The sequence below is a fragment of the Kribbella sp. VKM Ac-2568 genome (assembly GCF_004345365.1).
Classification (GTDB): domain Bacteria; phylum Actinomycetota; class Actinomycetes; order Propionibacteriales; family Kribbellaceae; genus Kribbella; species Kribbella orskensis.
Genome location: NZ_SLVF01000001.1, coordinates 558,723 through 580,663, shown reverse-complemented (window position 1 = coordinate 580,663; position 21,941 = coordinate 558,723). Strand labels below are relative to the sequence as shown.

19 protein-coding genes are annotated in these 21,941 nt (G+C 69.1%); 9 read left to right on the top strand and 10 right to left on the bottom strand.

The genetic code is table 11. From position 1 onward, the window contains the following. The first annotated feature begins 146 nt into the window (after window positions 1–146). On the top strand, window positions 147–2,891 hold the full coding sequence (locus EV648_RS02725; protein ID WP_132284636.1) for a LuxR family transcriptional regulator: 2,745 nt from the start codon (window positions 147–149) through the stop codon (window positions 2,889–2,891). A 130-nt stretch (window positions 2,892–3,021) separates the two neighbouring features. Here EV648_RS02725 and EV648_RS02720 read toward each other — a convergent pair whose 3' ends face one another. Continuing rightward, window positions 3,022–3,849: a GNAT family N-acetyltransferase gene (locus tag EV648_RS02720; RefSeq protein WP_132284634.1), complete on the bottom strand. Its 828-nt coding sequence runs from the start codon at window positions 3,847–3,849 to the stop codon at window positions 3,022–3,024. A gap of 56 nt (window positions 3,850–3,905) precedes the next feature. On the opposite strand from EV648_RS02720, the gene EV648_RS02715 reads away from it, so the two are divergent. The 4 genes from EV648_RS02715 to mptB all read left to right on the top strand — a co-directional run bounded on the left by EV648_RS02715 (window position 3,906) and on the right by mptB (window position 8,391). After that, window positions 3,906–4,532: a PadR family transcriptional regulator gene (locus tag EV648_RS02715; RefSeq protein WP_132284632.1), complete on the top strand. Its 627-nt coding sequence runs from the start codon at window positions 3,906–3,908 to the stop codon at window positions 4,530–4,532. Window positions 4,533–5,076: 544 nt separating this feature from the next. Then, window positions 5,077–6,066 carry an ATP-binding cassette domain-containing protein gene (locus EV648_RS02710; RefSeq protein WP_132284630.1) on the top strand — a complete coding sequence of 330 codons (990 nt, stop codon included), beginning with the start codon at window positions 5,077–5,079 and terminating at the stop codon, window positions 6,064–6,066. Next, a complete protein-coding gene (locus EV648_RS02705) occupies window positions 6,063–6,863 on the top strand; it encodes an ABC transporter permease (RefSeq protein WP_132284628.1) in 801 nt (266 codons plus the stop codon). The genes EV648_RS02710 and EV648_RS02705 overlap by 4 nt, the downstream gene beginning before the upstream one ends. Before the next feature lie 97 nt (window positions 6,864–6,960). Beyond that, window positions 6,961–8,391 carry a polyprenol phosphomannose-dependent alpha 1,6 mannosyltransferase MptB gene (mptB, locus tag EV648_RS02700; protein WP_199234394.1) on the top strand — a complete coding sequence of 477 codons (1,431 nt, stop codon included), beginning with the start codon at window positions 6,961–6,963 and terminating at the stop codon, window positions 8,389–8,391. Here the strand turns inward: mptB and menD are convergent. Genes menD through EV648_RS02685 form a run of 3 tightly spaced genes read right to left on the bottom strand, consistent with a single transcriptional unit; the run spans window position 8,378 to window position 12,101 of the window. Continuing rightward, entirely contained in the window at window positions 8,378–10,015 is a 1,638-nt protein-coding gene (gene menD / locus EV648_RS02695; RefSeq protein ID WP_132284626.1) for a 2-succinyl-5-enolpyruvyl-6-hydroxy-3-cyclohexene-1-carboxylic-acid synthase, read from the bottom strand. The genes mptB and menD overlap by 14 nt on opposite strands. Beyond that, on the bottom strand, window positions 10,012–10,953 hold the full coding sequence (locus tag EV648_RS02690) for an o-succinylbenzoate synthase (protein WP_132284624.1): 942 nt from the start codon (window positions 10,951–10,953) through the stop codon (window positions 10,012–10,014). Before EV648_RS02690 ends, menD begins: the two co-directional genes overlap by 4 nt. After that, window positions 10,950–12,101 carry an AMP-binding protein gene (locus EV648_RS02685; protein ID WP_132284622.1) on the bottom strand — a complete coding sequence of 384 codons (1,152 nt, stop codon included), beginning with the start codon at window positions 12,099–12,101 and terminating at the stop codon, window positions 10,950–10,952. The genes EV648_RS02690 and EV648_RS02685 overlap by 4 nt, the downstream gene beginning before the upstream one ends. Before the next feature lie 89 nt (window positions 12,102–12,190). Between EV648_RS02685 and EV648_RS02680 the strand changes: the two genes are divergently transcribed. Continuing rightward, window positions 12,191–13,063, top strand: a complete 873-nt coding sequence (locus EV648_RS02680; RefSeq protein WP_132284620.1) for a 1,4-dihydroxy-2-naphthoate polyprenyltransferase — start codon at window positions 12,191–12,193, stop codon at window positions 13,061–13,063. A 7-nt stretch (window positions 13,064–13,070) separates the two neighbouring features. Here EV648_RS02680 and EV648_RS02675 read toward each other — a convergent pair whose 3' ends face one another. Continuing rightward, complete coding sequence (locus tag EV648_RS02675; protein WP_255512778.1) at window positions 13,071–14,210, bottom strand: PLP-dependent cysteine synthase family protein; 1,140 nt, start codon at window positions 14,208–14,210, stop codon at window positions 13,071–13,073. Window positions 14,211–14,317: 107 nt separating this feature from the next. On the opposite strand from EV648_RS02675, the gene EV648_RS02670 reads away from it, so the two are divergent. The 3 genes from EV648_RS02670 (at window position 14,318) to EV648_RS02660 (ending at window position 16,443) form a co-directional block, all read left to right on the top strand. After that, entirely contained in the window at window positions 14,318–14,683 is a 366-nt protein-coding gene (locus tag EV648_RS02670) for a hypothetical protein (RefSeq protein ID WP_132284618.1), read from the top strand. Between the two features lie 160 nt (window positions 14,684–14,843). Next, window positions 14,844–15,860, top strand: coding sequence for a M48 family metallopeptidase (locus EV648_RS02665; protein ID WP_132284616.1), 1,017 nt, complete (start codon window positions 14,844–14,846; stop codon window positions 15,858–15,860). Window positions 15,861–15,954: 94 nt separating this feature from the next. After that, window positions 15,955–16,443 carry a GNAT family N-acetyltransferase gene (locus EV648_RS02660; RefSeq protein WP_132284614.1) on the top strand — a complete coding sequence of 163 codons (489 nt, stop codon included), beginning with the start codon at window positions 15,955–15,957 and terminating at the stop codon, window positions 16,441–16,443. 129 nt (window positions 16,444–16,572) lie between these two features. On the opposite strand, the gene EV648_RS02655 is transcribed toward EV648_RS02660, so the two are convergent. From EV648_RS02655 to EV648_RS02635, 5 genes are all read right to left on the bottom strand, one after another. Further along, a complete protein-coding gene (locus EV648_RS02655) occupies window positions 16,573–18,144 on the bottom strand; it encodes an MFS transporter (RefSeq protein ID WP_132284612.1) in 1,572 nt (523 codons plus the stop codon). A gap of 62 nt (window positions 18,145–18,206) precedes the next feature. Then, a complete protein-coding gene (locus tag EV648_RS02650) occupies window positions 18,207–18,830 on the bottom strand; it encodes a TetR/AcrR family transcriptional regulator (protein WP_132284610.1) in 624 nt (207 codons plus the stop codon). 242 nt (window positions 18,831–19,072) lie between these two features. Beyond that, a complete protein-coding gene (locus tag EV648_RS02645) occupies window positions 19,073–19,324 on the bottom strand; it encodes a DUF4229 domain-containing protein (protein WP_132189715.1) in 252 nt (83 codons plus the stop codon). Between the two features lies 1 nt (window position 19,325). Then, a complete protein-coding gene (ccsB, locus tag EV648_RS02640) occupies window positions 19,326–20,348 on the bottom strand; it encodes a c-type cytochrome biogenesis protein CcsB (protein ID WP_132284608.1) in 1,023 nt (340 codons plus the stop codon). Then, complete coding sequence (locus EV648_RS02635) at window positions 20,345–21,940, bottom strand: cytochrome c biogenesis protein ResB (protein ID WP_132284606.1); 1,596 nt, start codon at window positions 21,938–21,940, stop codon at window positions 20,345–20,347. Before EV648_RS02635 ends, ccsB begins: the two co-directional genes overlap by 4 nt. Window position 21,941: the final 1 nt, after the last annotated feature.

The following is a 21,941-nucleotide window of genomic DNA, read 5'->3' as shown; positions in this document are numbered from 1 at the left end:
GGCGCGACGTACCTCCCTGCTGGTGGTGAGCTCAAGCCTCCCGCGTCGTACCGCTGTTCGTATCCGTGAGTCCCGGGGCCGGACCACCGGGCCCGGAGCATTCGAGCAGCCTGGTCCCGGAGATCGAACCGGGTTAGTTTCAGACCATGCTGGTTGATCGGCTGGTTGATCGGTTCGCCGAGCGCCGGCAGCTCGACGAGCTCCTCGATCACGTCCGCAGCGGCCTGAGCCAGGCCCTGGTGATCCGCGGGGAGGCGGGGATCGGCAAGTCGGCGTTGCTCGAGTACCTGGTGACCGAGGCGTCCGGCTGCCGGGTCATCCGCGCGGCGGGCGTACAGGCCGAAGCCGAACTCGCTTTCGCGGGCCTGCACCAGCTGTGCTCACCACTGCTGCACCGGCTCGACCGGATTCCGTCCCCACAACGTGACGCGCTCGGCACCGCCTTCGGCCTTCGGACCGGTCCGCCACCGGATCGCTTCCTGGTCGGCCTGGCCGTCCTCAGTCTGGTGGCCGACGCCGCGGCCGAAGAGCCACTGCTCTGCGCCGTCGACGACGCGCAATGGCTCGACGACACCTCCGCACGAACTCTCACGTTCGTGGCCCGCCGGTTGATGGCCGAATCCGTCGCCCTGGTCTTCGCCCTCCGCGACTCGGCCGACGACGGGCCCTTCTCCGGCATGCCCCGGCTCGACCTCGGCGGCCTCCCGCCACAACACGCACGAGAGCTACTCGGCGCGGCGATCCCCGGACCCATCGACGAGCGGGTCCGCGACCGCATCCTCGCCGAGACTCGCGGAAACCCACTCGCACTTCTGGAACTACCCCAGGACCTCAGCTACGCCGAACTCGCCGGTGGCTTCGGCTTGCCCGACGCACAGCAACTCACCCATCGGATCGAAGTCACTTTCCAGCGCCGACTCGCACCGTTGCCGTCCGACATCCGCCGGCTGCTCCTTGTCGCCGCGGTCGAACCGGTCGGGGACGCGGCCCTGGTACGTCGTGCCGCGCAACGACTCGGCATCGCCATCGACACAATCGATCCAGCGGAGTTCGCCGGCCTGGTGCGGTTCCACGAGCGGATCACCTTCCGGCATCCGCTGGTGCGCTCGGCGATCCATCGCGCGGCGACGCTCGAGGAACGCTGGGAGGCGCACCGCGCACTGGCCGAGGTCACCGATCCGGCCCGCGACGCCGACCGCCGCGCCTGGCACCTCGCCCATGCGGCGAGTGGCCCCGACGACACCGTCGCCGCGGAACTGGAACAGTCCGCCGACCGCGCCCAGGCTCGCGGCGGCCTGGCCGCGGCAGCCGCATTCCTCGAACGCTCCGCAAGGCTGACCCTCGATCCGGCGCAGCGGGCCACCCGGGCACTGGCGGCGGCGCAGACCAAGAGCCGGGCCGGGGCGTTCGATGCGGCGCTGGACCTGTTGGTGATGGCCGAAGCCGGGCCGCTCAGCGAACTGCAACTGGCTCGCGTCGACCTCCTGCGCGCGCAGGTCGCCTTCGCCACCAACCGGGGCCGAGACGCCGCGCCGCTGCTGCTCAAGGCCGCGAAGCGCCTCGAGCCGATCGACACCGCGCTGTCCCGGGAGACGTACCTGGACGCGCTGACGGCTGCCATGTTCGCGGACCGGCTGGCCGGTCCGGATGGCAACTCGCTGGCCGTGGCGCGCGCTGCCAGTACGACGCCCCGGCCGCATGCGCCTACCTCGCCGGATCTCCTCCTGGCCGGCCTGGCCGCCAACTTCACCGAGGGCTACGCGGCCGGCGTACCGCTGTTGCGGCGAGCAGTAACCTCGTACGGCGAAGACATGTCTGCGGCGGAGGAGCTGCGCTGGTCGTGGCTGGCCTGCGTCGCGGCCCTGCATTTGTGGGCCGACGAGTGCTGGGACGGTCTGTCCGCCCGGTACCTCGAGCTCGCCCGCACGACCGGCGCCTTGAGTGAGCTACCGCTCGCGCTCAGCATGCGCGTCTACCTGTTGCTGTTCGGCGGCGATCTCGGCGCCGCGGCAGCACTCGTCGACGAGATCCAGACCGTGACCGAGGCGACCGGAAGCAACCCGGCGCCGTACGGCGCACTCGCCGTTGCCGCTCTGCGCGGTGAGCGCGCTGAGGTGTCCACCCGGATCGAAGCCACCATCGCGGACGCCACCCACCGGGGCGAGGGCATCGGGGTCGTCGTCGCCGAACGGGCGAACGCGGTGCTCAACAACGGCCTCGGCCGCTACCGCGAGGCGATGGCGGCTGCGCACCGCGCACTCGGCCAGGTGAACGCCCCCGTGGCGCGGACCCCGGGCGCGGTGAACTGGGCCGCGACCGAGTTCGTCGAGGCGGCCGTGCGCAGCGGGAAGATCGAGGCGGCGAAAGAAACCCTGGGCTGGATCACCGCGATGACCAGCGCGAGCAGTACCGACTGGGCACTCGGGATCGAGGCCCGCTCACGCGCGCTGGTCAGCGACGACCGTACCGCCGAACCTCTCTACCGTGAAGCGATCGACCGACTCGCCACGACCCGGGTCCGCACCGAACTCGCCCGTGCCTTCCTCCTGTACGGCGAATGGCTCCGCCGGCGCCGCCGCCGCCACGACGCCCGCGAACAACTCCACACCGCCCACGACCTGTTCACCGAGATCGGAGCCGAAGCCTTCGCCGAACGCGCCCGCCGGGAACTCCTCGCCACCGGCGAAACCGCCCGCAAACGCACTCCGGCCACCACCACCCAACTCACCGCCCGCGAGAGCCAGATCGCCCGCCTGGCCGGCGACGGATTCTCCAACCCCGAGATCGGCAGCCGGCTGTTCCTCAGCCCACGCACCGTCGAGTACCACCTCGGCAACGTCTACACCAAGCTCGGCATCACCTCACGCCACGGACTCCATCCGCACGCCTGATGATCGACATCGGCTGACCATGAACCGCCGGTGCTCCAGCCGGCGGCGGTCTGCCGACCGGGCACGAGCCCGGTCGGCAGACTGCCCAGGTCGATACCGCGCAACGCCGTACTCAGGACCGTGCGGACGATCATGCGGTGAACTCCACGTCGACGAAGTCGGCCACCGGGCGGTAGCCGGCCTCGTGGTAGATCTTGTTCGAGGTCGGATTGGCGAGGTCGGTGTAGAGGCAGGCTTGGTTGCCCTGCGCAAGGATCTCGGCGGAGACGTGACTGGTCAGGGCTCCGGCGTACCCGTGCCGCCGCCGCTCGGGTGGGGTGTAGACCGGCCCGACCCGGCAGACCCCGAACAGCGGTAGGTGGTAGCCGACCATGCTCACCGGCTCACCGTCCGCCGCCCAGATCCACATGGTCTGCTGCCGCAGCTGCCGCTCTACCCACTCCCGGTAGCCGGACCCCAACTCCTCCGCGAACCCGTCGATCCCCCAACTGCTGACCAGGTCGACCTCGTCCGCGCGCATCGGCCGCGGACTGCCCCCGTCCGCCGACAGCGGCGTGAGTTCGCCCAGCTTGTGCAGCCGGGTCCCCTTCGTCTCGGTCGCCTGACCACCGCGTCGCTCGCACCACCGCGCCGCGAATCGCTGGGCGGCCGGCCGATCACCCGCGACACCGCTCAGCTCCGGCAGTACGTCGGCGTACGCATCGGCAATCACCTCCCCCAAGTCCTCCCGCAGCGCGCCGAGGTACACCGCCCGGCCCGGGGTCCGCATCGCCACGCCGGCCACGTCGCCGTCGTGGACAGAGACGAAGTACGACGGCTCGTCCTCGGCGCGGGCGGTCCCGTTCGCGCGCTCGTGGACGTTGCTCATGATGATCGTGTGCAGGACCGGATCCTGTTGCAGGAAAGGGAACACGGTCTGCTCGAAGGCCTGCGGGTCGCTCGTCACACGCACGTCCATGCCCCCGGAGAGTACGCCTCCGAGCTTGTTGCGTCGCCCGGATTTACACTGCGAACATGTCCACCACGCGGTTGTTGCTGCTCGGGGTCGTGCGGATCTTCCAGCCGGCGTACGGCTACCAGCTGCGCCGCGAGCTGATCACGTGGGAAGTGCAGCACTGGGCGAACATCAACCCCGGCTCCATCTACACGGGACTCCGCACGCTGGCCAAGCACGGCTTCCTGGAGGAGTTGGAGGAAGGCGCCGGACGCAAGCCGGGGCGTACGTCGTACAAGCTGACCGCGGACGGGGAGAGCGAGTACTTCACGCTGTTGCGGAAGGCGCTGTGGAGCGTGGACGGCTTCCGGCCGGACCAGATGCAGGCCGCTCTCAGCTTCCTGTGGTCGCTGCGGCGTGACGAGGTCGTCGCGGCGCTGGAGTCGCGCATCGTGCAACTGGAGCAGCGGATGAAGGCGGAGCCGTTCTCGGAGCGGCAGATCGTCGAGGACCCGAGCACCCCGGACCACGTCGTCGAGATGTTCCGCATCAGCGCCGCCCGCGACAAAGGCGAGCTCGAGTGGACCCAGGCCTTCCACACCCGAGTCACCGAAGGCGCCTACTCCTTCGCCGGCGAACCCCCCACCTGGCAACCCGCCCCCGGCACCACCTCCTTCTGGAACGTAATCCCCAACCCCCCGGACTGACCGCCCCCAGACGCTGCCTCCACAGTCACCCAAGCCTGCGTCCAGGCACGCGAGCACAGTCGGAGATGTACCGCCACCGCATCGCCCAAGCTGCTGCCACCGGCGCAAGCGCGGGCGATTGCCACTGGCATGGGCGCAGGTGGTTGCGCCCCCGGGCTGCGTGATCGTGCTAGTCGGGCCGGCGTGCGTCACCCACCACCTCAGCACTTTGTGCACCAGACGAGCAGAGCCCAGCGCCCCAGACGCTCACCCGGTGCACAAAGTGGACCTCGGACACCAGTCGGTCTTCAGGGGGCGGAGTATCCACCGGAAACCGGCACTTTGTTCACCAGGAGATGAGCCGAGCCAAGCGCGCCGGACGCTCACCCGGAGCACAAAGTGGGACCTCGGACACCAAACCGGGACCCCGGACACGAAATAGCCTGTGCCCGGTCCCCACGAGGTGTCCCAGGTCCCCACAACCGCACCGGCCACCGGCGCTCAGGGGCCGTTCAGGGTTTAATCAATGTTGACTAGTCAAAGTTGATCACTCAGACTTGCGAGCATGATGATCGAAGCTCGCGGGCTTGTCCGCACCTTCAAGACCAAGCGCGGGCCGGTGCAGGCCGTGCAGGGGGTAGACCTTAACGTGGCCGACGGTGAGATCGTCGGCTTCCTCGGCCCGAACGGGGCCGGCAAGACGACCACGATGCGGATGCTGGCGACCCTGATCAAGCCGACCAGCGGCACCGCCACCGTCGCGGGGTGCGACCTGGCGAAGGACCCGGTCGGCGTCCGCCGCCGGATCGGGTACGTGCCGCAGAGCGGTTCCACGCTGCCCGAGGCGATCGCCGGGGACGAGGTCGTCGACCACGCCCGGCTGTACGGCGTGGACAAGAAGAGGGCGATCGCCGACGGCCGGCGGTTGTTCGAGGAGCTCGACCTGCCGGGCCTCTGGCGGCGGCAGTGCAAGACCCTGTCGGGCGGTCAGCGGCGCCGGCTGGACATCGTGATGGGGCTGATCCACGACCCCAAGCTGATCTTCCTGGACGAGCCGACCACCGGTCTCGACCCGCAGGCCCGGGCGAACCTGTGGGAGCACATCCGCGGTCTCCGCGAGCGCGGCGCGACGATCTTCCTCACCACCCACTACCTGGACGAGGCGGACGCGCTGTGCGACCGGATCCTGGTCATCGACCACGGCAGGATCGTGGCCGCGGGCAAGCCGGAGGAGCTGAAGCAGCAGGTCTCCGGCGACGGTGTCCGGCTCAGCCTGGGGGACGCGGAGAACGCGCCGGCGGTGACCAAGATCGTCGAGGAACTGCCGGGCGCGGTCGCCGTCGAGACCGATGGAGACGTGGTCGGGTTCCGGATCCCGAAGGGTGGTTCGGTGCTGCCGTCGCTGCTCCGGACGATCGATGCCCAGGGCATCGAGCTGAACGGCGTCGAGGTGCACCGGCCGACGCTCGACGACGTGTTCCTGACCATGACCGGGCGCTCCCTGCGCGACGACAGCGAGACGCCGGCCGAGGCCCAGAAGGAGGCGGCGGCATGACCGTGCAGACTCTGACCCCGACCCACCGCCCAGGATCGGTACTGCGAGAGACCTGGATCGTCTTCAACCGCGCGATGCGATTGTCGCTGCGCAATCCGATGTGGTCGATCCTGATGCTCAGCCAGCCGCTGATGTACCTGTTCCTGTTCGGCCCGCTGCTGAAGCCGATCACTGCGCAGATCAGCCAGGGCGCGACCACCAACGCCTACCAGGTGTTCATCCCGGGCCTCATCGTGCAGCTCGGCATGTTCGGCGCGATGTTCGTCGGCTTCGGCCTGATCGCGGAGTACCGGGCCGGCGTGATCGAGGCCGACCGCGTCACGCCCGCGTCCCGGATCGCCCTGATGGCAGGACGCGTACTGCGGGACGTCGTGGTCCTGGTGGTCCAGTCGATCCTGCTGCTGGTGGTGTCGATCCCGATGGGCCTGCGCGCACCGTGGGACGGCGTACTCCTGTCCCTGGTGATCGTGGCCCTGCTCGGCGCTACCTTCGCCTCGCTGTCGTACTCGGTCGCCCTGATCACCAAGAGCGAGGACGCCCTGGCCCCGCTGCTGAACGGGATCGCCATGCCGTTGCTGCTGCTCTCGGGCATCCTGCTGCCGATGCAGATCGGCCCGACCTGGCTGCAGCGCCTGTCCGACATCAGTCCGCTGAAGCACGTGGTGAACGGCGTCCGCGCCCTCTTCCGCGGCGACATCGGCAGCAGTGCCTCGCTCTGGGGCCTCTTCTGGGTAGTCCTCCTGACTGTGATCGGACTGGCCGTAGGCGCCCGAACCTTCCGCAAGGAGTCCGCCTAGCCACACCTCTTGCGTCCGAAGAACCGTGAGCCTCAGGTTCTTCGGACGCAAGACGTTGTTCATCGGGGAGACGCCGAGCGGGATTAGCGTCGGCCGCATGCGGGTGCCGTCGGCGTTTGTGCGTGGGGTCGTCGGGTCGTGTGTCGTGGCCGCTGCGAGCCTGGTGACGTCGGTGGTGCCGGAGTCGTCGTGGGTGGCGTCGCTGCCGATCGCCAGTGACCTGCGGGCCACCTTGCCGGGGCGGATGACCGGGCTGACCTTGATGGTCGCCGGGCTCGGGCTGATGGTGTGGGCCTGGCTGTCGGTCGGCCGGGAGGTTCTAGCTGGGGTTCGGCATCGGCTGGTCCCGTTGGCGGCCTGGTGGAGCGCGCCGCTGCTGCTGATGCCGCCGCTGTTCAGCCGCGACGCGTGGAGCTACGCCGCCCAAGGTGCTCTGGTCGCCAAGGGCTACGACCCGTACAGCGTGGGCCCGGGCGTGCTGTCGGGTCACGTGATCGAAGCAGTCGACCCGATGTGGATGAGCACCCCAGCGCCGTACGGGCCCCTGCCGCTCGCGTACGGCGGGCTCGCGGCGCGGCTGACCCTTGACCCGTACGTGCTGATGCTGGCGCACCGCGCTCTAGCCGTGCTGGGGATCGTGCTGATCGCCTGGGCTGTCCCGCGACTGGCCACTGCCTGCAGGGTGGACCCGACGGTCGCGACCTGGTTGGTCGTTGCCAACCCCGTGCTGATCACGCACGGCCTCGGCGCGGCGCACAACGACGTACTGATGCTGGGCCTTGCTTGTTCTGCGTTTGCGCTGGCTCTGACTGGCCATTGGGGCACTGCCGCGGTGCTGGCCGGGGCCGCCGCTGCGGTGAAGGCACCGGGCGGACTCGTGGTAATCGCAATAGCCGCGGTGATGAGCCCACTGGCAGGCAGAGCCCGCCTGCGGCTGCCAAGTCTCGCCATAGCCGGCTCTGTCGCGGTACTGACCCTGGTGACGATCGGCGAACTGGTTGGGGTGGGCTCCGGCTGGCTGAGCGCCCTCGACGTACCAGGGCTGGTGAGGTCGCCGCTGTCGATCGCCAACCTCATCGGCCTCGGGGCGTCCGGAGTACTGGCGTGGCTCGGTGAGGACGGCGCCGCCCAGCAGGCCCTTCAGATCGTGCGGTTGCTTGGCATCCTCACAGCGCTCGGCCTGATCGCAGTACTAGGGCTGCGCTCGTCCATCCACAACGCCGCCCGGGCAGTCGGGATCGCCTTGCTGGCAGTGGTTCTGCTGGGTCCTACGGCGCACGACTGGTACTTCGTCTGGGGCCTGCCGTTCCTCGCGGTCGCTCGTCCCGGCCGCAAGCTGACCACGGCGCTGATCGGCGTCAGCATCATCCTCACCGTCGCCGCGCCGCTCAACTCGTCGCTGCGCGGCGCGGTGATCCCCATCCTCGTGACCACCTCCCTGGTGCTGGTAGTCGTCGGCACCCTGCTGGGCCGGCTCAGGACCTTGCAGCCACAGCCACAGCCCAAGGTGGTCGCTACAGCCGGCTGACCGCCCGCAGCAGCTCTGCTTGCAAGTCACGGTGGGTGGCACGGTCGACCCGAGCCTCCACTACGTCGATGCCCGCGACAGTGCGGACCAAAGCCGTGCGCAGAGCGTCCACTGTCTCAGCCAAGGTGTACGGCGTGCCGGTGGCCGCGCAGAGAGCCGCCAGGTCGACGTTGTGAGGTGTGCCGAAGACACGCTCGAAGTAGTCGCCGTGGCTGGAATCCCCTTGTTCCAGGGTGGAGAAGATGCCGCCGCCGTTGTCGTTGACCACCACGATACGCAGGTCGGGCCGGGGCTCGGCCGGACCGATCACCAGGCCGTTGGCGTCATGCAAGAAGGCCAGATCACCGACCAGCGCGTACGTCGGTCCGGCGTTGGCGAGGGCAGCTCCGACAGCCGTGGAGAGGGTGCCGTCGATGCCGGCCAGCCCGCGGTTCGCCACTGTCCGGATCGGTACGACGGGAGCCAGGTCGAGGTCACGCACGGGGTTGGAGGAGGCCACCACCAGCATGCCGTCGGCCCCGACCGCTTCCCCGACGATCGCGGCGATCGCCGGACCGGGAAGCCCGTCGGACAACACCTTGTCGAGCGCGGGGCGCGCCTGCTCGTCCAACTGCTGCCAGCGGCTGAACCAGTCCGTCTGGTCCGCGGCGGTGACCTCCAGGCCGGTGACGACCGCGCTGGCCCGGCGCCCGGCGTCCGGCCAGAGCCCGGTCGGGGCGACGACGATCACCTCGACGTCCGGACGCGCGAGCAGTTTGGCGACCGGCCGGGACAGCGTCGGGTGGCCGAAGACCAGCACCCGCTCGATCTCGTCCGTCAAGGAACTTGCCGCCAGCAACAAACGGTACGCCGAGATGACGGCCGGCCCGGTCCTGGCCCGGCTGGAAGGTTCGGCGAACAAGGGCCAGTTGCCGGCCTCGGCAGCAAGCCGCGCGGCCTGGGACGCGCCGTCACCGGCCACCACGACGGTCTTCGGACCGGGCGCAATTGACGACGGCTGGGCGGCGGTGGCGTGCACGCTCGTCCACGGGCCACTGCGGCCTTCCAGCGACTCCGGCCAATCGCCGTCGTTCGTCGGGACCAGCGGTTCGACCAGTGCGCAGTTGAGGTGCACCGGCCCAGGGTCCGAAGTACGGGCGCCGACTGCGGTCGAGACCGCCCGGGCAAGCAGCGAACGCCAGTAGGCCGCCTGGCCGAGCTCCCGCTTCGGTGTGCCGATCTCGTGGAACAGGCGTACGGCTGAGCCGAACACCTTGAGCTGGTCGGTCGTCTGGTTCGCTCCGCTCCCCCGCAGCTCCGGCGGACGGTCGGCGCTCAGCACGATCAGCGGCAGCCCGCTGTGCGATGCCTCGAGGACAGCCGGGTGCAGGTTGGCCACCGCAGTACCGGAGGTGGTGACGACCGGTACCGGCAGACCGGTGCCGCGGATCAGCCCGAGCGCCAGGAACCCCGCAGTACGTTCGTCGATCCGCACGTGGAGGCGCAGGCGTCCCTCTCGGTCGGCGGCGGCCAGTGCCAGCGCAAGCGGCGCGCTGCGCGAACCCGGAGCCAGTACGGCCTCCCGGACGCCGGAGCGGATCAGCTCGTCGACCACCACAGTCGCGAACGCAGTGGACGGGTTCATCCGGTCCTACCTTTCAGTGATTCGACTCGGGCCAGACGAGCATTCCATTTCGCAGTGGTCGCTGGGTCGGCTGTAGCGGCGGCAAGCAGGGCTGGGTCCGGCTCGAGCCGCTTGACCGGCAGGAACCCGTCCACAGGAAGCAGCGGTTCGGCGACCACCTCTGACGTGAACATCGACACCGTGGCAAGCCCGCACGCATAAGGAAGCTCCGGCAACGCCGCAGCCAGGGCTACCCCCGCAGCGATACCCACTGAGGTTTCGAGCGCCGACGACACCACCACCGGCAGACCGATCTGCTCGGCGATCTCGAGGCACGCCCGGACGCCTCCGATGGGCTGCACCTTCAGTACTGCGATGTCCGCGGCCTCGAGCTTCTTCACCAGCAGGGGATCCTCCGCCCGCCGGATGGACTCGTCCGCAGCAACCAGCACGTCAGTACGCCGACGTACTGCGGCCAGGTCCTCCACAGAAGCGCACGGCTGCTCCACATACTCCAGGTCGAACCGCGCAAGCTCCTTCAAGCTCCGCAGAGCCTCGTCCACTGACCAGGCGCCATTCGCATCGATCCGGAGCCGTCCGTCGGGCCCCAGGGCATCCCGCACAGCCTCAACACGCTCTAGGTCGTCCGCAAGCGTCTGTCCCGGCTCGGCCACCTTGACCTTGGCAGTGGCACAGCCAGAAGCCCGAACGATCTCGGCAGCCCGCTCCGGACCGATCGCCGGCACGGTGCAATTCACCGGTACTGCGGAACGCAGCGGCGCGGGCCATCCGTCCACGGCGGCCTCCCGGGCGGCCCGGAGCCAGGACACGCAGGTGGCGTCGTCGTAGTCGAGGAACGGGCTCCACTCCGCCCAGCCCGCAGGACCTTCGAACAGCATCCCCTCGCGAACAGTGATGCCCCGGAAGCGATTCCGCAGGCCGATCGCATACGTGATCACCGGGCGACGCCCTCGAGCAGTCCCTGCCGGTCAACCTTGCCCGAGGCAAGCATCGGCAGAGCTGCCAGCCGGACCACGTCCTGGGGAGCCCAGGTGCGCGGCAACACCTCGGCCACGAAGTCCCGCAGCTCGTCGCGATCCGGCTCGTCGCGATCCGGCTCGTTGCGCTCTGGTTCGCCTCCGCCGGGCTGGCCGACGACGACGAACGCGACCACCCGGCTGCCCCACTCCGGGTCGGGCACTCCCAGGACGACCGCGTCCGAGACCCCGGGGTGTTCCAGCAGGCGCGCCTGCACGGCCGTGAGCGTGATGTTGACGCCGCCGGAGATCACCACGTCGTCGAGCCGGCCGATCACCTGCAGGCGGCCGTCGACGAAGCGCCCGCGGTCCTGCGTCCGGAACCAGCCGTCGCGGAACACCTCGGCGGTCAGTTGAGGTCGCAGCCGGTAGCCCGAGAACAACGTGGGCCCGCTGATCAGGATCCGCTCGTCCTCCAGGCGCAACGACGTACCCGCGAGCGGTTCACCGGCGTACACGCAGCCGCTGCCGGTCTCGGTCATGCCGTAGGCGGGGATCGCGGTGACGCCCGCGGCCCGGGTGCGGGCCTTCAGGTCGGCCGGCATCGAGGCGCCGCCGATCACGATCGCGTCGAAGCTGAGCAATGCGTCCAGCTCGGTGTCAAGATAGCGAGCCAGCTGCGTCGGGACCATCGCGGTGTACTTGCGCGGCCCGGTCAGCGCCGCGACCGCTTCCGCGAAGCTCGCGTGGTCGGCCGCCACCACTGGAGCGAATCCGGCGAGCACCGAGCGCGTGAGCACCTGCAGCCCGCCCACGAAGTACGGCTGCATCGGGAGCAGCCACTGGCCCGGTCCGCCGAGCCGGTCGTGCGTGGCGGTGGCCGAGGCGAGCAGGGCGCGTCTGGAGAGCATGACGCCCTTGGGTTCACCTGAGGAGCCCGAGGTGGTCAGGATCACCGCGCAGTCGTCCGACTCGAGCGGTTCGTCCGGAGCCACCGCCAGCCGGACCCGCTCGGCCGCTGCGGGATCAGCCGGTACCGGGGCGAACGGCGTACCGGAGCCGTCGAGTACGGCGGTGAGCGCCGACAGCACGGCATCCGGGGTGCCTGGGATTAGGCGCAACGTAGACATGACCACCTGAGCGTACGACGCGGCCGCGGCGGCTCCGTAGCCTGTGCCGCCCGCAAGCCCTTACCGACGGGCTGACAGAATCGTTAGTCATGGCCACCCCTGCCCAGTGGATCGAAGGCGCCCGTCCGCGAACGCTGCCCGCCGCGATCGCTCCAGTGCTCGTCGGAACCGGTGCTGCTGCCTACCTGGACGGCTTCGTCTGGTGGAAGGCGCTGCTGGCCCTCGGCGTAGCGCTGGCTCTGCAGATCGGCGTGAACTACGCCAACGACTACTCGGACGGCATCCGCGGCACGGACGAGAACCGAGTCGGGCCGCTCCGCCTGGTCGGCTCCAAGGTCGCCACTCCGCAGCAGGTGAAGACGGCTGCGTTCGCCTGCTTCGGTGTGGGCGCAGTACTGGGTGTGGTGCTCTGTGCGACCTCCAACTGGTGGCTGCTCGTCGCCGGAGCCGCTTCCCTGGTCGGGGCGTGGTTCTACACCGGAGGCAAGAAGCCGTACGGGTACCGCGCTCTCGGCGAAGTGAGCGTCTTCCTCTTCTTCGGGTTGGTCGCTGTGCTCGGCACCACCTACGTGCAGGCCGAGAGGCTCCACTGGACGGCCGTGGCCGGAGCAGTCGCCATCGGGTCGATCGCCTGCGCTCTGCTGGTCGCCAACAACCTCCGCGATATCCCGACGGACACCGAGACCGGCAAGCGCACCCTGGCCGTAGTACTGGGTGCTGCTCGGTCGCGGCGGCTCTACGCAGGGTTGATCGCTCTGGCGTTCATCTTGGCGGCGCTGTCGGCCTTGGCGACTCCCTGGGCTCTGCTGGCGCTCATCGCGCTGCCGCTGGGGTTCCGGGCCGTCAAGGTCGTCGTCAGCGACGCAGTCGGGCCGGCGCTCATCCCCGTGCTCAAGGACACCGGCCTGACCGAACTGCTGTACGCCATCGGCCTGGCCGTCGGTCTCGCGCTGGGAGGCTAACGGTCGGCTAGCGGACGGGCTCGCGCCAGCGGCCGGTCGAGGCGAAGCTCTCCAGGGTCTCCAGGTACGGCGCGATGTCCAGGCCGTTCCGCTTCAGCCAGCCGTCGTCGTAGTACGTGTTGCCGTAGCGCTCGCCGCTGTCGCACAGCAGCGTCACGATGCTCCCGCGCACGCCCGTACGCCGCATCTCCGCCGCCAGCCGCAGGGATCCCCACAAGTTGGTGCCGGTGGAACCTCCGACCAGCCGGCCGGTGACCTCCGAGCAGAACCGCATCGCCGCGATCGACGCCGCGTCCGGGACCGCGATCATCCGGTCCACCACGCCGAGCACGAACGACGGCTCGACCCGCGGCCGGCCGATGCCCTCGATCCGGGACGGGCTGCCGGTGGAGTAGTCACCGTCGGCGGACTCGAACGCGGGGAAGAAGGCCGAGTTCTCCGGGTCCACCACGGCCACGCAGGTGTCGTGGCGCTGGTAGCGGATGTAGCGGCCGATGGTGGCCGAGGTGCCGCCGGTGCCGGCGCCGACCACGATCCAGGCCGGGATCGGGTGGTGCTCCAGGGAGAGCTGGCCGAAGATCGACTCGGCGATGTTGTTGTTGCCGCGCCAGTCGGTGGCCCGCTCGGCGTAGGTGAACTGGTCCATGTAGTGGCCGCCGGTCTCCTCGGCCAGCCGCTTGGCCTCGCCGTAGATCTGGCCGGAGCGCTCGACGAAGTGGCAGCGGCCGCCGTAGAACTCGATCAGCTCGACCTTCTCGGGGCTGGTCGAGGCGGGCATCACCGCGACGAACGGCAGCCCGAGCATGCGCGCGAAGTACGCCTCACTGACCGCGGTGGAGCCGCTGGACGCCTCGATCACCGTGGTGCCCTCCTGGATCCACCCGTTGCAGAGGGCGTACAGGAACAATGAGCGGGCCAGCCGGTGCTTGAGCGAACCGGTCGGGTGCACGGACTCGTCCTTGAGGTACAGGTCCACACCTGTGCTCTCCGGCATCGGGAACACGTGCATGTGGGTGTCCGCGGACCGGTTGGCGTCCGCGTCGACCAAGCGGATCGCCTCCGACACCCAGGCTCGGTCCTTCTCGCTGTACCGGTCTGCCTCGCGCGAAGGAATGGGCCCGCTGGACGATCCGTCTACCTCACTCATGGGGTCAGGCTAGGCCATGTCTGCTGGTCCCGTGCCCTAGGGACAGCAAGGTGTTAATGAGTATTCCTACTCTCTGCAACCAATGGCCCGGCCGGTTGGATCGAGTCATGATTCCGCTGGGGTTCGAGATGCATCTGTCGGCGGTCGAGCAGGCGGTCCTGCTGGTGATCCTGGGGTTGCTCGCTGCCGCCGCCGCACTGCCCGCGAGCCTGACGCTGGCCGTCGTCGGATCGACCCGGGCTCATCGGTCCGGACGACCCGGGCTGGGCAACGGCATCTGGTACTGGTTCTGGGGTACTGCGCTGAGCTGGGCAGCCATGGTCGGCGCCTTCAACCTGGACCTCGGCTGGTACTCGATCCCGGTCGGCTGGCTCCCCGGCCTGGCCGCCGCCGCACTGCTGTGGCCGCGGAGGCCCGTGGCTCCCGCCGGACCGGCCGGTCAGGTCGGTCAGGTCGGGAGCCGCGGGCGGTAGGCCGCGGTCAGCAGTCGCGGATCCGGCTGTAGGTCGCCGGGCCCGGGTACTCCGCCCAGGTGGAGGTGCCGAAAAGCCACTAGATCGATCAAAGTCGACCAATCCGCCGGACCCCGCGGCGAGCTACGTTGGGGTCTACACGCCGACCTGTGGGGGAACGATGACCGAGAACGACGAGCGGCCGACCCGGCGCCGGGCCACGCTCACCGACATCAGCTCCCGGGCCTGGGAGCACCCGGCGGACCGGGGCGCCCTGGTGGCGTTGCGGCAGCTCAAGGGCTTCGACTTCGTGCTGCGCAAGATGTCCGGGCTGATCAACGAGCGGGCCTTCCGGCTGCAGTACCTCGGTTCCGCGATCCGGGTCGACGAGCGGCAGTTCCCCAAGGTCCACCGGCTCTACACCGAGGCCGGCAGCACCCTGGACGTCCGCGAGCTGCCCGAGCTGTACGTCACCAACAGCCCGGTCTGGAACGCGGTCACCATCGGCATGGACAAGCCGTTCATCGTCGTCAACAGCGCCCTGCTGCAGGGACTGGACGACGAGGAGACCCGGTTCATCCTCGGCCACGAGCTCGGCCACGCGCAGAGCGGTCACGCGCTCTACCAGTCACTGCTGTTCTGGCTGATGCGGCTCACCGGCGCGCTGAACTGGATGCCGATCGGCGCCCTCGGCTTGCGCGCGATCATCGCCGCACTGCACGAGTGGTCCCGCAAGGCGGAGCTGTCCGGCGACCGGGCCGGCCTGCTCGCGGCCCAGGACCCGGCGGTCGCCCTGCGGGTGCAGATGAAGCTGGCCAGCGGCGGACAGCTCGGTGAGCTGGACACGACCGCCTTCCTCGCCCAGGGCAAGGAGTACGAGAGCGCCGGCGACCTGCGCGACAGCGTGCTCAAGCTGCTGCTGCTCGAGGCCCAGACCCACCCGTTCGCCGTGATCCGCGCCTCCGAGCTGCGGCACTGGGTGGACGAGGGCGACTACACCGCGATCGTCTCCGGCACCTACCCCAAGCGCCAGGACGACAAGAACGCCTCGATGTCCCAGGAGGCGAAGAACGCGGCCAAGTCGTACTCCGAAGCCTTCAACCGCTCCCAGGACCCCCTCGCCAAGTTCCTCCGCGACATGAGCGAGGGCCTGGGCGGAGTCCGCGAATGGGTCTCCTCCAAGTTCCCCCCACGCTGACCCGATGACTTACCTGTCCACGCCCACCTTCGAGGTTTGAAAAGGTCGGCTGGTGGGGCGGGAGGGGCGCGGGTGGTCTGGAAGGGTGGGCGGGGTGATCGAACTTCGTGAACTGACTTCGGATGATTGGCAGGTCTGGCGGGCGCTGCGGCTGGCGGCATTGGAGGAGGCGCCGTACGCGTTCGGGTCGCAGTTGTCGGACTGGGTGGACGCCGAGGAGGACCGCTGGCGAGCCCGGCTGGAGCTGCCCGGATCCCGCAACGTGGTCGCCGAGCTCGACGGCCGGCCGGTCGGGATGGCGAGCGGCCTGCGGGCCGAGGAGGACGGTGTCGTCGAGCTCGTCTCGATGTGGATCGCCCCGGACGGCCGCGGCCGGGGTATCGGCGACCAGCTGATGGCCCAGGTCGAGCAGTGGGCCCGCGAGGCCGACGCCCAGGTCCTGAAGCTTTCGGTTGTCGCCGGCAACGAAAAGGCCCACAACCTCTACCTGCGCGCCGGTTTCACCGACACCGACGAACCCGGAGACCTGATGCCCGACGGAATCCACCGCGAGCTCGTCATGCGCAAACCCCTGACGGACTGACCCACCACCCGAAGAACCAAGCTTCGTCTGGCCGAGCAGGCTGTCGGCTAGAAGAGCGGCGGGGGCGTAGTACAAGACGAGGGGCCGCATTCCCCCTCCCGGGATGCGGCCCCTCGCGTTTGGGGCGGGTCAGCCGACGTGGACCGGCTGCCCGTCGTTGGCCAGGTCCTCATGCTTGACCGACAGACCGACCAGGGTGACCACTGCGGCGCCCAGGATGATGAAGGCCGACACCATGAACGCGACTGTGAAGCCGTGCGTGGTGGCGATGCCTTCCGCCTGTGCCTGCAACTGCTTCACCTGGTCAGGCGAGCTGCCGGACTGTGCGGCCTTGGCGATGCCCGGTGCGAGCTCGGTGAACTTGTCCTTGATCGCGGTGGTGGAGACCGTGCCGAGCAGTGCCAGGCCGATCGCGCCACCGATCTGCTGCACCGTGTTCAGTACTGCGGAGCCGACGCCCGAGTCCTCGTTGGCGACACCGCTGACCGCGGTCAGGGTGAGCGGCACGAAGATCAGGCCCATGCCGAAGGACAGCAGCAGGATGTACGGCAGCAGGTGGGTGAAGTAGGTCGAGTCCACCTCCAGCTGGCTGAAGCCGAACATGCCGCCCGCGGCCAGCAACGTCCCGGCGCCGGCGATCCAGCGCGGGTCGAGCCGGGCGATCAGGGTCGACGCGACCTGCGCGGCGACGACGATACCGAAGCTGAACGGCAGGAAGGCGAAGCCCGTCTTCAGCGCGCTGTAGCCCATGACGTTCTGGATGAAGATGCCCAGGAAGTAGAACATCGAGAACATCGCGGCGCCGACGATCAGCATCACGAAGAAGCTGACCCCGCGGGTGCGGTTGGCGAGGATCCGGAACGGCATCAGCGCGTGCCGCGAGCGGGCCTCGATGATGAGGAAGACCGCGATCAGGACCACTCCGGCCGCGATGAACGCGACCGTGGTGGCGTCGCTCCAGCTGCTCTGCGCGGCGTGGGTCAGACCGTAGACCAGCGAGGTCAGACCGACGGTTCCGGTGATCGCGCCCGGCAGGTCGAACTTGCCGGTCTGGCGGGCCGACTCACCGAGGTAACGGAGCGCCAGCACGGCCACGATCAGGCCGATCGGGGTGTTGATGAAGAAGGTCCAGCGCCAGGACGCCTCGGTCAGCGCCCCACCCAGGATCAGACCGACGGCGGCACCCGCACCCGACATCGCGGCGTACACGCCCATCGCGCGGTTGCGCTCCTTGCCGGCCGGGAAGGTGGTGGTGATCAGGGCGAGCGCGTTCGGCGAGGCCGCCGCGGCCGCGACACCCTGCAGGATCCGGCTGGCGAGCAGCATCGTCTCGCTCTGCGCGATACCGCCCAGGAAGGACGCGACGCCGAACAGCACGACACCGAAGATGAACACCTTGCGGCGGCCGAGGATGTCCCCCATCCGGCCACCGAGCAGCAGCAGACCACCGAAGGCCAGCGCGTAGGCGTTGACCACCCACGGCAGCGAGGCGTTGGTGAAGCCGAGGTCGGTCTGGATGTGCGGCAACGCGATGTTGACGATGGTTCCGTCGAGCACCACCATCAGCTGCGCCATGCTGATCAGCGCGAGCGCGATGCCGAGGTTGCGGTGACCGTGGGCCGACGGTTCGGCTCCTGCGTCAGCCGCCTTGTCGACCCGCCGCGGGTCCGGCGGATCGGCCTTGATGACGTCTTCAGACATGCTGGACTATCCCCTCTTGGGTATTACTGGCTTGTTGGTCGCTGACTGAGGCCCCTCACCGGTCAGCGCGCCTGCGACCCCCGCGCCGCAGGCAGAATCACGTTGTCGATCACTCGCAGGATCAGCTCGTCGGTCGGCTCGATGCCGAGGATGAAGGCATGGTGGATGATCACGGCCGGCAGCGTCGTCGAGAGCAGCTCGATGTCCACGTCGGCAGCGATCTCGCCACGCTGTACGGCGCGGGCATAGATCCGGTTCACCACGTTGATCCGGGGCGCGAGGAAGCGCTCCCGGAACGCCCGCTGCAGGTCCGCGTCGCGGTGCAGCGCGGTCAGCAGGCCGGCGATCACCGACATCGGCATCTCCGAGGTGAACCCGCCGTCGTCGCAAGACAACGCGATCAGGTCGCCCCGCAGTGAGCCGGTGTCGACGTCGTCGGGCACCGGGCAGCCCTTGGCACGGCTGATCGCGTCCACCACCAGTTCCGCCTTGGTGGACCAGCGCCGGTACAGGGTCGCCTTGCTGGCCTTGGCGGCCGTCGCCACCGCGTCCATGGTCAACCGGTCGTAGCCGAGCTCGGCGACGACCTCGACGGTCGCGTCGAGGATCTCCTCCTCGCGCCCGCCTTCCACCCGCGGCCGCTGGCGCGGTCCGGTCTCGGTGGCACCGGTGGCGACATCTGTCATGGTTTGCTGATCACCCTGAGTTAGCAATTGGTAGCTGATAGAACGAAACGGTTTCGTTTCATCAACCACACTACGACTCAGGTGAAGGCCCGCACAAACGATTTTCGGAGAAATCCCGCAGTGGCCTAGGTCACTCTCTGTACCAGTTGACCGGCTGGTATGCCGATTTCAGGCTCAGCCAGAACGACGACAGCACCTGCTCGAGGAGCAGGTGCTGTCGGTGGCCGGGTGGAACGCAGTACTCAGTCGTCGTCCTCGGCGCGACGGGACTGCTCGATCCGCTCGCTGATCCGGCCGGCGCGCTGCTCGATGGTGCCGGCCAGCCGGTCGCGGGCGGCGCGCAGGACGAAGATCGACAGGATCGACGACACGATCAGCGCGACCAGCAGCAGCGGGAAGAGGGTCAGCCAGTTGTTCAGCGCGAACCACAGCACCGCGAAACAGGCCGCGAACAACGCCAGCCGCAGGCCGGTGTAGATGGCGAATTCCTTCATGTCAGACCCCGGCGTAGGAGTGCAGGCCCGACACCAGCAGGTTCACGCCCACGAAGTTGAAGATGAAGACGAACCAGCCGACGATCGCGATCGTGGCCGCCCGGCGTCCCCGCCAGCCCGCGGTCGCCCGCGCGTGCAGGTACGCGGCGTACACGACCCAGGTGACCAGCGACCAGACCTCCTTGGGGTCCCAGCCCCAGTAGCGGCCCCAGGCGTACTCGGCCCAGATCGGCCCGGCCACCAGGACGCCGAAGGTCCACAGCGGGAAGGCGAACGCCAGCACCTTGTACGCCGTACCGTCCATCGCCTCGGCGCTCGGGAGCCGCTTCAGCGACGGGGACATGGTGCCGCCGGCAAGGACCCGGCGCTCGGCGCGGGCCTTGACCAGGTAGAGGATCGAGACCAGCCCGCCGATGGTGAACGCGCCTCCGGAGATCGCCGCGGCGGACACGTGGATGACGAGCCAGTACGAGTGCAGCGCCGGCACCAGCGGTCCGGCCGGAGTGTAGAGCGCCAGCGTCGCCAGGCCGAGCACGGCGGCGACCACCAGGGTGACGCCGAGGCCGAGCCACTGCAGCTTGTAGCGGTGCACGAAGAGCAGGTAGACCGCAGCGACGGCCAGCGAGGCGGTGATGGAGAACTCGTACATGTTGCCCCACGGCACCCGCTCAGCCGCGAGACCACGGGTGACGACGCCGACCAGGTGCAGTACGAAGGCGAGCCAGGTGAGCATCAGCCCGATCCGGCTGGCCGCCTCCGCCCGCGCCGACCCACCTTCACCTGCAGAAGATCCCGCGGAGGATCCCGCAGCAGTCGCGCCGGCAGCAGCCGGTACTGCGACGTCCTGCGTGCCGGCAGCGCTCGAAGCCACCAGTACTTCGGCCGGCTGCTCCGCGGCGGCGGTCGCCGTGACGGCGCGGCCCATCGCCCACTCGAGCGCGTGCGACATCATCGCCAGCGCGTAGATCACCGTGGCAGTCGGGATGACCAGGTTGGAGACGTGCGCGAAGGCCTCCGGGCTCATGGCTGCTCCTGCTTCGTCGGTTCGTCCGGCTTCTTGGATTCAGGGTGCTGCAAAGCTTGTGCGATGGCCTGGAGTTCGTCACCGAGGCCGCGCTCGGGTCCCCGGTCGAGTCCGGCCACCTCGACCACGGTACGCCCGTCCTGCGTCCGGACCCGCACCCAGGTACGCCGCGGGTGGATGAACAGCGAGCCCATCAGGCCGAGGATGGCCAGCAGGATCCCGGCCAGCGCGAGGTCCAGGCCTGGGGTGTGGCTGATCTGCAGCTTCACCCAGCGGTCGTAGGAGTCGAAGGTGAGCGAACCCCGCCCGTCCGGCAGGGTGATGCTCTGCCCCGGGGCGAGCTGGAACCGCAGCTTGTCCCCGCTGCCGTTGTCGAACTGGGTCAGCTTGGTCTTGTCCAGCTGGTACACCGACTGCGGCTTGCCGGTCTCCTGCGACGGGCGGCCGTAGTACGCGGTCATCACCAGCGCCGGGTTCAGCGAGTCGGGGAAGACCGAGATCGGCCCGCGCTGGTCGATCACCGCGGTGGGCAGGAAGAAGCCCTCGAAGCCGAGCTGCTCGGGCCGCGCGTCCGGGGCCTTGATCACGCCGAACGAGGAGAAGTTGCTGTCCTGCGGCAGGAACGGCGCCGGCCCGGAGAACGCGACCTGACCCTTGCCGTCGCGCACGGTCACCCGCGGCGCGTACCCGTGGCCGAGCAGGTGCACGTTGCTGCCGTCCACCTGCAGCGGGTGGTTGACCCGCAGGTCGTACGACTTCTCCGGCGAGTCCGGCGTCTCCTGGTAGGTGATGTTCGCGTTGAACTCGCGGGCGGCGCCGCGCTGCGGACCGTCGGTCTGGAACTTCGCGGTGAAGTCCTTCACCGTCAGCGAGAACGGCGGCAGGTCGTCCGGCGTGAAGATCCGGCCCGGGCTGAAGTCGTCGTACTGCGCCACCGAGTTCGAGAATCCGTTGCCGACGACAACCAGCACGGTGCCGCGGTACCCGAACAGCGCACCCCAAGCGGCCCCGATCAGCGCCAGGATCAGGGAGAAGTGGAAGAGCAGGTTGCCGGCTTCGCGCAGATACCCGCGCTCGGCCGCGATCGCACCGTCGTACGACTCGACCCGGAAGCGACGGCGGCGGAGCTCCTTGGCGGCCAGGTCCAGTACGTCGTCGTCGACCCCCGGCTCGAACTGCTGGTACCCGGGCAGGCGGTTCAGGTTGCGCGGCGGCTTCGGCGGCCGGGCGCGCAGGGCCTTCAGGTAGACCTGCAGCCGGGGCACCACGCAGCCGATCAGCGAGATGAACAGCAGCAGGTAGATCGCGGAGAACCAAGGCGACTTGTAGACGTCGAAGAGCCCGAGCTTGTCGTAGAAGGGACCGAGCTTCGGGTGTGCCTCGAAGAAGTCCGACACCTTGACCGGGTCGATCGCGGTCTGCGGGATCAGCGAACCCGGCACCGCCCCGAGCGCGAGCAGGAAGAGCAGCACGAGTGCCGTCTTCATCGAGGTCAGCTGCCGCCAGGTCCAGCGCAACCAGCCGATCAGCCCCAGCTTCGGCAGGTCCGGCGGCGGCGTCGGCGTCTCGATCCGGTCCTTGACGTCCGTCATC

Excerpts from the sequence above, each read along its gene's own strand:
- EV648_RS02725 (WP_132284636.1), top strand. The coding sequence starts at position 147 with ATGCTGGTTGATCGGCTGGTTGATCGGTTCGCCGAGCGCCGGCAGCTC.
- EV648_RS02720 (WP_132284634.1), bottom strand. The coding sequence starts at position 3,849 with ATGGACGTGCGTGTGACGAGCGACCCGCAGGCCTTCGAGCAGACCGTG.
- EV648_RS02715 (WP_132284632.1), top strand. The coding sequence starts at position 3,906 with ATGTCCACCACGCGGTTGTTGCTGCTCGGGGTCGTGCGGATCTTCCAG.
- EV648_RS02710 (WP_132284630.1), top strand. The coding sequence starts at position 5,077 with ATGATGATCGAAGCTCGCGGGCTTGTCCGCACCTTCAAGACCAAGCGC.
- EV648_RS02705 (WP_132284628.1), top strand. The coding sequence starts at position 6,063 with ATGACCGTGCAGACTCTGACCCCGACCCACCGCCCAGGATCGGTACTG.
- mptB (WP_199234394.1), top strand. The coding sequence starts at position 6,961 with ATGCGGGTGCCGTCGGCGTTTGTGCGTGGGGTCGTCGGGTCGTGTGTC.
- menD (WP_132284626.1), bottom strand. The coding sequence starts at position 10,015 with ATGAACCCGTCCACTGCGTTCGCGACTGTGGTGGTCGACGAGCTGATC.
- EV648_RS02685 (WP_132284622.1), bottom strand. The coding sequence starts at position 12,101 with ATGTCTACGTTGCGCCTAATCCCAGGCACCCCGGATGCCGTGCTGTCG.
- EV648_RS02680 (WP_132284620.1), top strand. The coding sequence starts at position 12,191 with ATGGCCACCCCTGCCCAGTGGATCGAAGGCGCCCGTCCGCGAACGCTG.
- EV648_RS02675 (WP_255512778.1), bottom strand. The coding sequence starts at position 14,210 with ATGAGTGAGGTAGACGGATCGTCCAGCGGGCCCATTCCTTCGCGCGAG.
- EV648_RS02670 (WP_132284618.1), top strand. The coding sequence starts at position 14,318 with ATGATTCCGCTGGGGTTCGAGATGCATCTGTCGGCGGTCGAGCAGGCG.
- EV648_RS02665 (WP_132284616.1), top strand. The coding sequence starts at position 14,844 with ATGACCGAGAACGACGAGCGGCCGACCCGGCGCCGGGCCACGCTCACC.
- EV648_RS02655 (WP_132284612.1), bottom strand. The coding sequence starts at position 18,144 with ATGTCTGAAGACGTCATCAAGGCCGATCCGCCGGACCCGCGGCGGGTC.
- EV648_RS02650 (WP_132284610.1), bottom strand. The coding sequence starts at position 18,830 with ATGACAGATGTCGCCACCGGTGCCACCGAGACCGGACCGCGCCAGCGG.
- EV648_RS02645 (WP_132189715.1), bottom strand. The coding sequence starts at position 19,324 with ATGAAGGAATTCGCCATCTACACCGGCCTGCGGCTGGCGTTGTTCGCG.
- ccsB (WP_132284608.1), bottom strand. The coding sequence starts at position 20,348 with ATGAGCCCGGAGGCCTTCGCGCACGTCTCCAACCTGGTCATCCCGACT.
- EV648_RS02635 (WP_132284606.1), bottom strand. The coding sequence starts at position 21,940 with ATGACGGACGTCAAGGACCGGATCGAGACGCCGACGCCGCCGCCGGAC.